Origin of the sequence: Mucilaginibacter pocheonensis (assembly GCF_031456535.1) — a bacterium.
Classification (GTDB): Bacteria; Bacteroidota; Bacteroidia; order Sphingobacteriales; family Sphingobacteriaceae; genus Mucilaginibacter; species Mucilaginibacter pocheonensis.
This window is the reverse complement of record NZ_JAVDUU010000001.1, coordinates 613,080-626,558: the sequence shown is the minus strand read 5'-3', so window position 1 is coordinate 626,558 and position 13,479 is coordinate 613,080. Positions and strand designations below refer to the sequence as shown.

The window sequence follows — 13,479 nt, the reverse complement described above, 5'->3', positions numbered from 1 at the left end:
AGCTGCTTGTATGAAAATTAAAAAACCAGCAAGTATGGAGGTGGTGTGGTGATACACCGGCCATAAGCTAAATGAAGCGTAACCACGTATAGCTTAAACAAATTACATAGTACAACTTATTTATCTCAATTAACCAGACTATTTCAGGTTCAGGAATGACTACTTCACAGATAACTTAGTCCACTTAACCAACATGATACTTCATTGCCGTGGTTTGCCGGTGTAGTTTTACAACATCAATTAAAACTAAGACAATGAAAAATGTTAAAAGACTTGTTATCAGTACTATCACAGCAGGAGTTTTTCTGATGCAGGGTACATTAACCCTTGCACAAACCGGAGCTTCTGATAAGGTACCGGCTAACGAAGCTATCCACCCTTTCAGGGTGCATATTCCCCAAAAAGAACTCACTGATCTTAAACACCGGATAGCGGCAACCCGTTGGCCAGATCATGAAACAGTTGCCGACCGGTCCCAAGGCGCTCAGCTTGAAAAATTACAATCGCTTGTAAGTTACTGGGGCAAGGGGTATAACTGGCGTAACGCCGAAGAGAAACTAAACGCCCTGCCGCAATTCACAACTGTTATTGATGGAGTGAACATTCATTTCATCCATGTACGTTCTGCTCATAAAAATGCACTTCCGCTGATCATCTCGCATGGCTGGCCGGGCTCTGTGTTCGAGTTGCTTAAGATCGTCGGTCCGCTTACAGATCCTACAGCGTTCGGCGGCCGGGCAGAAGATGCCTTCGATGTGGTGATCCCTTCCCTGCCAGGATATGGCTTTTCGGGACGGCCACTTGAAGCCGGCTGGGGCCCCGACCACATTGCCCGTGCATGGGATGTGCTTATGAAACGACTTGGATATAACCACTATGTATCGCAAGGTGGTGACTGGGGTGCTGTTATTGCCCAGGCTATGGGTCGGCAGGCCCCTGCAGGATTGCTTGGCATCCATCTCAATTTACCCGCAACCATACCATCTGAAGTAGACGCGGCGCTTGCTGGTGGCGGGCAGGCCCCATCAGGGCTGTCTGAAAAAGAGCGTGATGTATTCAATGTGCTAAGCACTTACAGAAAAACAGGAAGCGCCGCATATAATGTGATCATGACTGCTCGGCCACAGGCTATAGGGTACAGCTTAACTGATTCACCGGCGAGCCTGGCAGCCTGGCTGCTTGTTCATCCGGGTTTTTCAAAGTGGACATACGGTGATGACGCCAGCAAATATCCAACAAAAGATGAAGTACTGGACGACTTTACCCTGTATTGGCTCACAAATACCACCATATCGGCAGCGCGCCTGTATTGGGAGAATGGCGGTCGCAGCGTTATAAGCGCAACCGCACAAAAAACCACTGAAATTTTGTTGCCTGTAGCCATTACCATATTTCCTGAGGATGTTTATCGTGCCCCGGAAACCTGGGCCCGTCGCGCCTATCCCAATTTGACCTATTTTCATGAGGTTGACAAAGGCGGGCATTTTGCCGCCTGGGAACAACCGCAATTATTCGCAGAAGAATTACGCACAGCGTTCAGGCCGTTACGTTAACTCAAATGCAAGGGCCACACAGCAATTGTGTGGCTTATATTTAAAATAAATCTTAACTATCAAAATCAAAAAGTAATGAAAAAGAACAAAAACAGACTCGCAAATGCCATCATCATTATTGCCCTGGCAGTTTTATCTATCCCATCAGCAGCCCTGGCACAACAAGCCGGAACCGCACGTACAGAATTGCAACGGCATGACCTCAGTACCCCCGGTCGCGAAATGATACAGATACGCGTAGATATAGACAAAGGAGTAGTTTTCCCGAGCCATAAACACCCGGGTGAAGAGATCATCTATGTACTTGATGGTTTACTGGAGTATCGTGTGGAAGGCAAGCAGCCGGTAACGCTTAAAACTGGCGATGTCTTGTTCATTCCTTACGGAACAGTGCACTCAGTAAAAAATATAGGCACTACCAAAGGCAGTGAGCTCGCCACATATATTGTTGAAAAAGGGAAACCCCTTGTTACAATTATTAAATGATAGCCAACGCCATCTATCCATTCCATTTCTGCCCGAGGTTCAAACTGGCGGCTTCGGGGCCGGTTTAGTCTACCTGGGCCATTTTACCTCCGAAAACCGCTTTGAATAGTATTAACTTTATTATCAACATTTAAATTTCAATATAATGGAAAAATCTAAAAACAGCCTTCCGCACATAGTCAAAGCTGCTGCCGTGCAGATAAGCCCGGTGCTTTACAGCCGCGAGGGCACTACCCAAAAAGTAGTGAACATGATTCATGAACTGGGTAAACAAGGCGTCCAGTTTGCTACCTTCCCCGAAACCATAATACCTTACTACCCCTACTTTTCATTCGTTCAAACGCCTTATCAGTTAGTATCAGGAAGCGAACATCTGAAATTACTGGAACAGGCGGTCACCGTACCTTCGGCCACTACCGATGCAATTGGTGAAGCGTGTAAAGCGGCCGGCGTTGTGGTGTCTATCGGTGTTAATGAACGCGATGGCGGAACCATATATAATACCCAATTACTATTTGACGCTGACGGCACCCTGATTCAGCGTCGCCGTAAAATAACGCCCACCTATCATGAGCGCATGGTTTGGGGCCAGGGCGATGGCTCGGGACTGCGGGCGGTTGACAGTAAGGTAGGCCGTATTGGCCAGCTTGCGTGCTGGGAACATTACAACCCGCTTGCGCGATACGCCATGATGGCCGATGGCGAACAGATCCACTCGGCTATGTATCCGGGTTCTATTTTTGGTGAACTGTTTACCCAGCAAACAGAGGTTAACGTACGCCAGCATGCACTTGAATCTGCCTGCTTTGTTGTATGTGCTACTGCCTGGCTTGATGCCGATCAGCAGGCACAGATCATGAAAGATACGGGAGCCCCTATCGGCCCCATTTCAGGCGGATGTTTTACCGCTATCATTGCTCCGGACGGATCAATAATAGGTGAACCGATTAAGAGTGGTGAGGGGGTTGTTATTGCTGACCTTGATTTTACGCTGATCAACAAACGCAAACAGCTCATGGATTCCAGCGGTCACTATGGCAGGCCAGAATTACTGAGTCTTTTAATCGACCGAACATCCAGCGCACATGTTCATGAACGGAGCGTACATACCAGCCAACCATCAGCACAGCACGAGGAGGATTTCGCTCATTCATCTGTTAATTCCTGATTAATTAACAAAATGCTGCAGCGCGCTACAGCATTTTGCTTATTGTAAAATCATTTATCTACCTGTTCCCATCCTTTCGTTTTTAAGTTTTATTTTGGCCAGGCTATTTAGTTAACCAGGGAAAACATGACCGACAGCCCATCATATAAAAATAAAATAAACAAAACGATTGAAATAAATGCCGCGGTTTCAGAAGTGTGGGATGCGCTAACCAATCCGGAGTTAATTAAACTATGGATGTCTGATTCTGAAATTAGCGCGGTCTCGGACTGGCAGGTTGGAGCTCCTATAATCTTTAAGGGGAATTTACATTGGACAAATTTTGAGAACCGGGGAATAATCCAGCAATTTGAACCCGAAAAGGTATTTCATTATAATTATTTGAGTTCGCTTTCAGAACTACCCGATATACCTAAAAATTACACGTCAGTCTGCTTTGTGTTAACGCCAATGGAAAATAAAACAACTATCCTGTTAACATTAAGCAACTTCCCGAATGAGGTAATTTATAAGCATGTAAACTTTTATTGGAACGTTACACTTAACATATTAAAGAAATTGTGCGAAGAGCAATCGTAACTGATATTTAAAGCTTAGGTAACCCCGAGCCTGCTTATCATAAACCATATCCGCCAGATCATAGCATCATCAGGAATTGCCTTTTTCCATGTGAGAAACCATAACGCCTATGTTATTAAACTTTATCAAAAATTGGACTTTGTAATTCGCCGGGGTATGAGCTTTAATATCATTCAGAAAAATTAAGGGCTGTTCAATTATTTTATACTTGCAGAATATGCTTTTCTGTCTATATTTGCACTCCAAACGCGAAAGTAGCTCAGTTGGTAGAGCACGACCTTGCCAAGGTCGGGGTCGCGAGTTCGAATCTCGTCTTTCGCTCAAAGCCCTTCCTTCAAAAAGAAGGGCTTTATTATTAAAATGGTTAACACCTGCTCAGATGGTGGAACTGGTAGACACGCAGGACTTAAAATCCTGTTCCCGTAAACGGAGTGCGGGTTCGATTCCCGCTCTGAGTACAAAGCCCGATACAGGTCCGTATCGGGCTTTTGTTTTTGTAGTCTGAAGACTACAAGCATAGTGTATCCGAAGTCAGAGACTTCGGACAGCGTTAAACTTTACGGACAGCGGGTTTAAATGGTGTAGCGATCATCTGGGTACAAAATCCTGATACGCGTGTCCAGGCTTTGTTACTTTAAGCAAATTCTCCGAAATGCCACAGTATCCCTGATGGATCATGCAAAAAGCACTCCCTACCCCAATCATTTACCTTAATTGGTGTTAACCTGGAATCTGCATACTTGGCAGGCAGGTTCAAAGCCAGCAGATCTCTCCAGTAACGGTCAACATCTTCAACTTCTAAAAAGATCATGGTATTATCTACCCATTCCTGTACGTAAGCGTCCTGTAAATAAAATCCCAGCTCACCCGTTTTGAAAAGGGACATATTATGGCTTATTGTGATTTCTTGAAAACCGAGGTCCCGGTAAAACTCACTGGACAACTTGAAGTTTTTAGCGCCAATAAATGGCCGGATTGATTTAGCCCTGTGTTCCATAGTTTTTTGATAAATACAAATCTAATACATAATCTTATTTAAAATTACTCGCTTCTGCCTGCCACATACGAAGGCTCCGGATTCAATATTTAAAACAGCAAAATTCAGACTTGCCCTCTATTTGTGGGCTGGCAGCAGTTAACCTTTTGTCTACTGATAATAATAACCCCTTACAATTTAAGAAGTTTGCCTTTATAAATCACATTCCCATTTAAAGCTATCGAGTAAACATAAACTCCGGGGTTAAAACTAATCGGGATGGTATTCTGTAAATTATTGAGCGGCTTATTCATCATCAGTTTGCCGGTGTTATCGTACAACTTGAGCTCATAAGCATTAATATCTCCGCTTAATACCGTAAACTGGCTGTTAACCGGATTAGGATATACTACAAATTGTTTGCTTTGTAAAAGAATGGCTTTGGCAAGATCAGAGTATATGATCCCGCCATCTGTTTTCACTAGTGCGGCCCGGTAATACTGCACATTTTTTGGGGCGGCATCCGTAAACTGGTAACTCAGTTGGCCAGGTGATGTGGGTGAAGTACCTATTGCAGTAAAAACGTTTGCGGCAGTCATTTTTTCCCAGGTTATACTTTTTAAACCGGTTGCGCTTCCAACTTCAAGATCAAGCATTACTTTATTGTTTCCTGCTACATTGGCCAACAGCGTTTTTACGTAGCAGCCAACCCCTTGAGTAGTTGCATTTATTGTATAGCTTTTCAGTCCCTCAAAGCCTTTACCCAAAGCGCTTACGGCAAAATAAGGCGATGATTGTTTATCAATCGGGATAATAATGGTGGTATCATTAGTGGAGGTCAGTTTTTGTAAAACATTATTTTTAATATTATAAATATTATAACCTGTGTTTCCTTCCTGTGGGTTCCAATGCAGCAAAGTACCATCCGAACAGTTGAACCCTACGCCCAGATTTAAAGGCGTTGAAATATTAAACTCCTTAGTAAGATATGATTTGCCACTAATTTCCATCCTGAACATAGCGGTGCTGAAAACGCGTGGTGCCTGCCATTTATAAAAATTATTTTTGAGTGTTACCGTATTTACAGCTTTCCAGTTTAATCCGTGATCATAACTTACGCTTAATGTAGCGGCTGGGGCGCTAAAAGAGCTTTGCCAGCGCAGGTAATGGTCATCGCCGGCAAAAAACTGATCGGCACCTGATGGATAGATCCATTCAAACCGGTCTGTTAAGGTATATTGATATGCCAGGTAAAAGTCTTGTACGCCCGAAGGGATGCGCCTGCCTTTTACGTGCAATATATAACTGCCCGCGGCTGGCGCCGTAATGGTTACTTGTTCCGTATTGTTTATGGAATCCCTTTGCCTTTGGGCTACCCGTTGTAAAGAATCTGTGGATGGATATGTGCTGAGTGTCCATGGTAAAACCGTTTTGCCATCGGGAGTGGATATATACAGGTCCAGGTCATTTATCAAAGCGGCCGATGAGTTAACCGCTGCTGGTACATCATTCCAGGCAATGCTTACTTTAAGTTCATTGCAGTTAACCGGTACATTCACTACCAGGTCATTTAACTGATCCTGTTTAACCGATCCTTTGGCAAATCTTTTATCCATAATGGTGCGCACCGTACCCAATGCATTTAGCCTGCCATACCCGGTTTTAAAATCTACCGATACATTGCCAATATCTTCCGCAGAGTTAATAAGCACACTTTTTATTAACGCTGCCGAAGGTAACTTGCCGTATTGTAATTTATAAACCTGCTGTAGCAAGGCAACCGTACCTGATACCAAAGCAGCAGCGCCTGACGTTCCGTCTTCACCGTCTGCTACCAGTTCGGGCTTTATCCGACCGTCATAAGCAGGACCGTCAGAACTTAGATCTTCAGATATGTTATCCCTGCCTGTTCCCCCCACTACCAAAACATTTTTAGCCTGCTTAAAATCACCTGAAAGATTAGCCACCCCGGCTAAACCATTGTATAATCCGGCCTGTGGTGCTGTTGTGCCTATATTGCCCGAAGAAAACACGTGTACAATGCTGTCGCCGGCAACCACTTGTGCATCATAGGCAGCCGCTTCCGGCCCATAGTAGTTTTCTATCCCTGTGCCATAGGAATGATTCTGCAAGCCCACATGGAACGAATTAAAGGTTGATAAACTATCAGGAAATAAGTTAATGAAATTTGACGAGGTAAACAATACCCTTGGGGCAGTCCCAAGTCCCTTTGCAAATGAGTTTCCGTTACCACCAATCAACGTTGCCATGGTAGTGGCGTGACCACTGGTTATCCCTGATCTTGGAAATGAATTGAATGATCTGCCAAGCAGATCAAGATCGTCATCATATCTGTCTTCTTTAACGCTTACATTTATCCCCTGCCCGTTGATGGCGGGGTAATTGTTTTGAACAGCAGTGATACTGTTGGCGCCAAGATCAATATCACTAATAGCCAGTTCTTCATGCGCTTTTCGGGTTTCGCCCGCAAATATTACAGAAGGTTCCTGCAACACCTGCTGTAATTGATTCAGCGCGATGGTCATCTTAACCTGGTTACCACTGATACTGTTTATAACACCGTACTTTTTAAGATCATTGATACCTGTGCTGTTATTCACTGTTACCTCAATATCAATTTTCCTGCTGCTGGCGGGGTGCTTTTGTAAAAGTAAGAGCAGGTTATCGGCAGCCTTCCATAATGCGTTTGCCGGCGTTGCAGACACGACATTACCCCCAGGCTTAATGGACGAGGCAGAAGCTACAATATAAAAGCTGTAGGAAACCCGTTTTATTACACGGGCCCTCTGCAGGCCGGTAGCGGATGGTTTAAGGTATTTTACAAGATAATACTTTACGGTATCAGTTGATGATATATTTTCAGGCGCAGAATAAAGCCTGGTTATCTTTTTATCGCTAATAGCCTTTTGCGACCAGGAACATTTAAAGCATACGATAAGAAGAACAGCTAACAGTAATTTTTTGATCATGCTTTAAACCCGTAAAAATAAGGGAGAGCTTTATACCCTCCCTTATAGTAAACTTATGATGCTAATTTATGCACCAGATGTTTCTTAATACAAATAATCTAAAGCGATTTTATCATTAGTATTAAAAGTACGGTCACTGCCGGTAGAGCAGGCAAGCATCCATGATCCTGCGTCGGCTTTTGTTGGAGTACCCGGAATATTGATAGCACCAATACCAGCCGAACCTTCATTTACATGCCGTCCGCCGCAGCTAAATGCGCGGTTCATATAATCCGTGTGACGGAAACCAATGCAATGTCCCATTTCATGCTGTAGTACCGATGTAAGGTAATTTACATCCGGGTTTGTTCCATAAGCCTGTTCATTGGTATTCATTTGGATCTGGCTGTAAGGATCACCTGCCGAGGTAGGAAATCCCGACGAACCTAAAGTAATGTAACCACCGCTTGGGCCTTCATTGAACCCGATAACCTGGATCTGTCCGCCGCTGCTCACTACCTGAAATTTCAATGTCAGGTTTAAAGCGTTATAACGGGCAACCGCATTGGCTGTAGCTGTTGCATATACCGTTGGCAAGTTTGAAACAGAAACGGTAACAGTTCTTGGTAAATTTTTTACCAAATTTGTAGTCCGGTACTGCTCAGTTTCGGCAATCCGCAAATTTGGGCTGGTACTTGCTTCTGAAAGATTAGCCGCCGTTAGCAGAATATCACCTTCAACCAGGTAGGCGTCGCCCCTTTTTTTAACGTCATCAGTACTAAAGCCAAGGCTGGCGATATTCTTAAGCACATCCGCAGAAACAGCATCGCTTTTTTGAACTGGTTGATTGTTGTTGTTTTTAGAACAAGAAGAGATTACAAATGATGCAATTGTAACACTTAAACCAATGGTGAGTAATAGGTTGTTTTTCATGTGTTAAATTTTTAGTGATTAAAAGTTTTTTTTTAGAAATTAAACTTGCCGGCCGGCTTCTATTCAACTGTTATAAAGAACTTATTGCTTATATCAACAGTGATTAAGGTTTAAATTTAATTTTTAATTAAGCCCAATTTAATCTTAGTTTTTTATAAAAACAACGGTGAAGAAAAAAATATTATTTATAATAACTTTTTTTTCTTCACCGTGCAATTGGGTGCAACTTATCGGTAAAAATTTACTATCCTAATTAAGCGGCCAGCACTTCGTTCAGGTTACCAGGTGTAGTTGTAAATCCTGTTTTCAAAGGCCGTTTCAATGATCTTTGGAGGATTAGCTTTATTGCAGCTGCCCGCTATTTTCCAATAATCTCTTTTCTATGTACCATGCCCCAGTCTTTCAGCGCTAAAATAACATCGGCTAATGATAAGCTATGTTTGGTTCTTGAATATTCAACCGTTGGCGGAAAAGTGTCATAAACTGTTCGTTCAATAAGTTTATTGGCCTCCAAAATTTTCAATTCCTTCGACAGCATTTTGTCGGTAATTCCATCTATCTCTTTTGAAATTTGCTTAAACCGTTTCGGATTATCAGATAAGGTGATAAGTATAGGTAATTTCCATTTGCCATTTAACACCTCCAAAGCATCTCTTACGGCTAAAAGCGCATGGTTACACTCGTGCTGATCTAAGATTCCCTGTTCGATTTTTTTACATGTGTCCATTTTGTGCTTTACTATGCTGAATGATAGCGCTATCCTTTGGGATAGTACTATAAATAGGATAGCAAATATATCTAAGTTTGCGCCGTAAACAAATTAAAATAAAATGAAAAAAATTCTGAATATCGTTACCAGTGTTAAAGGCGATGCATCATTTAGCATTAAACTATCAAATGCCATTATTGATAAGATCTCATCAATTTATGGCGATAGCCAGGTTCATACCCGTGACCTTAGTAAAGCACCGTTTCCGCATTTAGAAGAGTCGCACTTCTCTTCTTTTTACACCCCTGAGGAAATGCGCACAGATGAACATAAGAAAGCCATCAAACATTCTGATGAGGCAATTAAAGAACTCACAGATGCCGATATCATTGTAATTGGTGTACCCTTGTACAATTTTGGCATCCCATCAACATTAAAAGCCTGGATTGACCATATTGTAAGGGCCGGTGTTACGTTCAAGTACGGCAATGGCGCCCCTGAGGGACTGGTAGCAAACAAAAAGGTTTATCTGGCCATTGCATCAGGCGGCATTTATTCTGATGGAGTGATGAAAGGCCATGATTTTACCGAACCATATTTAAGAACAGCTCTTGGCTTTATAGGCATGACTGATATTACCACTTTTCGTGTGGAAGGTACTATCATCCCTGAATTTGCCGAATCTGCGCTGCCAAAAGCTTTGAATAATGTAAATGAATATGCCTTTTAAAGCAATGTTTATTTAAACAATGTCGCAAAACAACCTCTAACTGACGCGTTTACCCTCTGCAAATACAGTACTGTGCCATTATTTTTGTAATGTAATTTATATTAAATCATAAATATATGAGCACACTAAATAAACAGTTTACAGCTACTTTGCTCAAAAGCCCGGGCAAAGGCGGTTGGACCTATTTGATCTGGCCCGATTCGGTTACCTTTTTTGGAACCAGGGGCCTTGTAAAGGTAAAGGCTACAGTTGACGGGCACCCGTTCAAAAGCTCGTTTATGGCTTTGGGCGATGGCACTCATAAATTACCTATAAAAGCCGACTTACGTAAAATCATAGGAAAAGATGTTGGCGACAGCGTAACCATCAATCTGGAAGAACGCGTATTTGACTGAGGTTGATCAGCTCCTGACACACTAAATACTTTCTTTTTTCCACGCAGAGCCCGATATGAAGAATATCGGGCTCTGCATTTTTTTACAGGGAAAGTCCCCACACAATACTTCAATCAGCATGAAAGTCCATTCCCTTGATATGATTGCTGCTTTTATACAAACAAACGTTTGCGTTGAATTATACCAATGTCATTTATAGCATAGTTATCCAATTTTGCTTCACTTTACAATAACTTGCCTTGTTTAAATTGGCACTTTATACTCATTTTTACTAATTTTAATGATTACTAAAAGCTGATAATGACAGAGAAACCCGCAACTATTAAAGAAATCGCCAAAATTCTTAATGTTTCTGTATCAACAGTTTCAAGGGCTTTGCACAAGCACCCTACTATAGGTATTACCACCCAGCTAAAAGTGCAGGCTCTGGCCGAAAAAATGGGTTACGAGCCTAATCAAAATGCTATATCTTTTCAAAAAGGTAAAACTTATACCATAGGTGTTATTATCCCCGAACTGTCCGAAGCATTTTTTTCGGCAGCCATCAGTGCTATTGAAGACACTACCCATAAAAGGAATTATACCGTGCTGATAGCCCAATCACATGATGATGAAGAAAAAGAGATCCAATTGGTTGAGAAAATGAAAAACTCGCGCGTTGATGGTTTACTTATATCAGTGGCAAAAACAACATCAGGCTTTACGCATTTTGATATGCTCAAGCGGTTCAATATCCCTGTTGTATTTTTTGATCGTATCCCTCCGCTTAAAAACATACATTACGTAGCTTGCAACATGGAAACCGGAAGCATTGAAGCGGTGAATTATTTATTAAAAAAAGGGCACCGCAGCATAGGCCTTATCAACGGGCCTGCTACCCTGGCGGCAAGCGGCGAACGCAAAGAGGGCTATATTAAAGCAATGACCAAGAACCGTTTAAAGTTTGATCCATCGCTCATTGTGAGCTGTAATTTAACCGAACAAAGCGCGCAAATAGCCCTTGACACCCTGTTAGCCCATAAACGCCGCCCTACAGCTATCGTTACCTTTAACGATTATGTTTCATTATATGCCATAAAACATGCGCGCAGCCTTAAAATTGACCTGGATAAAGACCTGCAATTTGTGAGCTATGCCAATTTGCCCATTATCAATTATATGGATTACGCGCCGGTTGCATCGGTTGAACAATTCCCGTATCTGCAGGGGCAAAAAGCGGCCGACATATTATTGGACCTGCTATCCCGTAAAACGCAATCGGCTGATGAAGTGCAGGCGTATTATAACGTTGTGGTAGAATCACAATTAGTTGAAAATAAAAAAAAGAACGCCGTTTGAGACCGTGTTTCATCCTTTCATCAAATCAGCCTTCAAACGTTAAGTCTTGACGGATTGTCATAATAAAAAAACGAGCAAACGTTTGCGTAAAAAATTTACCATTTTATTAATTAGGTTTGGTTTAAGCATCCAAAAAACTAAAAAAGAACTTGTAAATGTTTGATGATATTCTACTATCCTTTAACCTTATTGCTCAGGAAAACCATATTGAAAAATTTGGAGAAGGATTAATTAACCGAACCTGGAAAATAACTGATCCTGAAAAGAATAATGAATTTATACTTCAGCAAATCAATAAAAACGTTTTTAAAAACCCGTTGCATATAGCCGAAAACATCAACAAAATAGATCAATATCTATCGGCTCGTTACCCCGATTATTTATTTGTATCGTCGCTGCCGGCTGCCAATGGCGATTATATGGTAAAACATACCGACGGAGAGTATTATCGCTTACTACCCTATGTAAAAAGGTCAATCACTTTAAATACGGTTCAAACACGCCATGAATCCTTTGAAGCGGCGCGTCAGTTTGCCAAATTCACCAATTTACTGGCAGGTTTTGATGTAACTGAACTAAATTACACGCTTGCCGGTTTCCACGACCTTTCGGCCAGGTTTGAAGAATTTAAACGGGTTGTTAAAAAAGCGAGCCCCGAAAGGCTAAACCAGGCAAATGGAGCTATTGAAAACGCCTTTCGGCACCAGGATATTGCCGAAACACATCAGGCCATTATGAATGATAACCTGATACCATTACGGGTAGTTCACCATGATACCAAGATCAGTAATATTTTATTTGACGAAAACCATAAAGGGCTGTGTGTCATTGACTTGGACACCGTAATGCCTGGATATTTCATTAGCGACGTGGGTGATATGATGCGTACTTACCTGTCGCCTGCCAATGAGGAAGAACAAGATTTTTCAAAGATCAGCATCCGGGAAGACTTCTTTGCGGCAATAGTTGAAGGCTATCTGTCTGAAATGAACGCCAACCTAACCGAAAACGAGCGGGAACTGTTTGTGTATTCGGGCAAGTTAATGATCTATATGCAGGCTATACGGTTCCTGACCGATTATTTGAACAACGATATCTACTATGGCACCAGCTACCCGGGACATAACCTGGTAAGGGCTCAAAATCAATTTGTGTTGCTTGATCAATACCTGGCGGTTGAGGATAAATTTTTGCAGGTGGTATTTAACGCTCAAAAACAGCCAAAATAACCGGGATATTCAAGAGACTTTTTAAAGTTATATTTTAGCGTAATACAGCTTAAAAAGCGATAAAAAGATTGATCGGAATGATATTTAGACGATCAAAAGTGATGCTTTTTAACACTTTTTCTGCATTTTTTTTACGGTTTATAAAGTTTTAGCTTTTTGAGCCGAAAAAATTGAAAAATCTTCAGGAGTTCGTTTCCGTCCGGTCAAAATCCGGGGTAACCAGCTTTGTAGGTTTCGCGCATTTTAATACGGAGTGAAGCATCTTCTTGCGTTGAAAAGTCTGCACCCAGCAGGGCGAAGAAGATCCTTCGCTGTCGCTCAGGATGACAAACTTTTATGTTTTACATCCCTTTTTTACATCACCCTTCTTTTACAACTCCCCCCTTGTCATGCTGAACGGAGTGAAGCATCTTC

12 protein-coding genes and 2 tRNA genes are annotated in these 13,479 nt (G+C 42.1%); 10 read left to right on the top strand and 4 right to left on the bottom strand.

Features of this window, described 5'->3' with window-relative positions:
• Positions 1–254 precede the first annotated feature (254 nt).
• The 6 genes from J2W55_RS02675 to J2W55_RS02650 all read left to right on the top strand — a co-directional run bounded on the left by J2W55_RS02675 (position 255) and on the right by J2W55_RS02650 (position 4,244).
• Complete coding sequence (locus tag J2W55_RS02675; RefSeq protein ID WP_310091626.1) at positions 255–1,553, top strand: epoxide hydrolase family protein; 1,299 nt, start codon at positions 255–257, stop codon at positions 1,551–1,553.
• A gap of 75 nt (positions 1,554–1,628) precedes the next feature.
• A complete protein-coding gene (locus J2W55_RS02670; protein ID WP_310091625.1) occupies positions 1,629–2,039 on the top strand; it encodes a cupin domain-containing protein in 411 nt (136 codons plus the stop codon).
• 145 nt (positions 2,040–2,184) lie between these two features.
• On the top strand, positions 2,185–3,207 hold the full coding sequence (locus tag J2W55_RS02665; RefSeq protein WP_310091624.1) for a nitrilase-related carbon-nitrogen hydrolase: 1,023 nt from the start codon (positions 2,185–2,187) through the stop codon (positions 3,205–3,207).
• Positions 3,208–3,333: 126 nt separating this feature from the next.
• On the top strand, positions 3,334–3,786 hold the full coding sequence (locus J2W55_RS02660; protein ID WP_310091623.1) for an SRPBCC family protein: 453 nt from the start codon (positions 3,334–3,336) through the stop codon (positions 3,784–3,786).
• 248 nt (positions 3,787–4,034) lie between these two features.
• Positions 4,035–4,107 (top strand) — tRNA-Gly (locus J2W55_RS02655).
• A 52-nt stretch (positions 4,108–4,159) separates the two neighbouring features.
• Positions 4,160–4,244 (top strand) — tRNA-Leu (locus tag J2W55_RS02650).
• Positions 4,245–4,420: 176 nt separating this feature from the next.
• On the opposite strand, the gene J2W55_RS02645 is transcribed toward J2W55_RS02650, so the two are convergent.
• The 4 genes from J2W55_RS02645 to J2W55_RS02630 form a co-directional block, all read right to left on the bottom strand.
• Positions 4,421–4,672 (bottom strand): VOC family protein, encoded by a 252-nt coding sequence (locus tag J2W55_RS02645; RefSeq protein WP_310091622.1) that lies wholly within the window; start codon positions 4,670–4,672, stop codon positions 4,421–4,423.
• Positions 4,673–4,953: 281 nt separating this feature from the next.
• A complete protein-coding gene (locus J2W55_RS02640; RefSeq protein WP_310091620.1) occupies positions 4,954–7,752 on the bottom strand; it encodes a S8 family peptidase in 2,799 nt (932 codons plus the stop codon).
• An 84-nt stretch (positions 7,753–7,836) separates the two neighbouring features.
• A complete protein-coding gene (locus J2W55_RS02635; RefSeq protein WP_310091618.1) occupies positions 7,837–8,664 on the bottom strand; it encodes a M57 family metalloprotease in 828 nt (275 codons plus the stop codon).
• A gap of 358 nt (positions 8,665–9,022) precedes the next feature.
• Positions 9,023–9,391, bottom strand: coding sequence for a winged helix-turn-helix transcriptional regulator (locus J2W55_RS02630; protein WP_310091616.1), 369 nt, complete (start codon positions 9,389–9,391; stop codon positions 9,023–9,025).
• A gap of 103 nt (positions 9,392–9,494) precedes the next feature.
• Between J2W55_RS02630 and J2W55_RS02625 the strand changes: the two genes are divergently transcribed.
• The 4 genes from J2W55_RS02625 to J2W55_RS02610 all read left to right on the top strand — a co-directional run bounded on the left by J2W55_RS02625 (position 9,495) and on the right by J2W55_RS02610 (position 13,065).
• Positions 9,495–10,103: an FMN-dependent NADH-azoreductase gene (locus J2W55_RS02625; RefSeq protein WP_310091614.1), complete on the top strand. Its 609-nt coding sequence runs from the start codon at positions 9,495–9,497 to the stop codon at positions 10,101–10,103.
• A 116-nt stretch (positions 10,104–10,219) separates the two neighbouring features.
• Positions 10,220–10,498: a DUF1905 domain-containing protein gene (locus J2W55_RS02620; RefSeq protein ID WP_310091612.1), complete on the top strand. Its 279-nt coding sequence runs from the start codon at positions 10,220–10,222 to the stop codon at positions 10,496–10,498.
• 300 nt (positions 10,499–10,798) lie between these two features.
• Entirely contained in the window at positions 10,799–11,836 is a 1,038-nt protein-coding gene (locus J2W55_RS02615) for a LacI family DNA-binding transcriptional regulator (protein WP_310091610.1), read from the top strand.
• Between the two features lie 155 nt (positions 11,837–11,991).
• Positions 11,992–13,065, top strand: coding sequence for a phosphotransferase enzyme family protein (locus J2W55_RS02610; RefSeq protein ID WP_310091608.1), 1,074 nt, complete (start codon positions 11,992–11,994; stop codon positions 13,063–13,065).
• Positions 13,066–13,479: the final 414 nt, after the last annotated feature.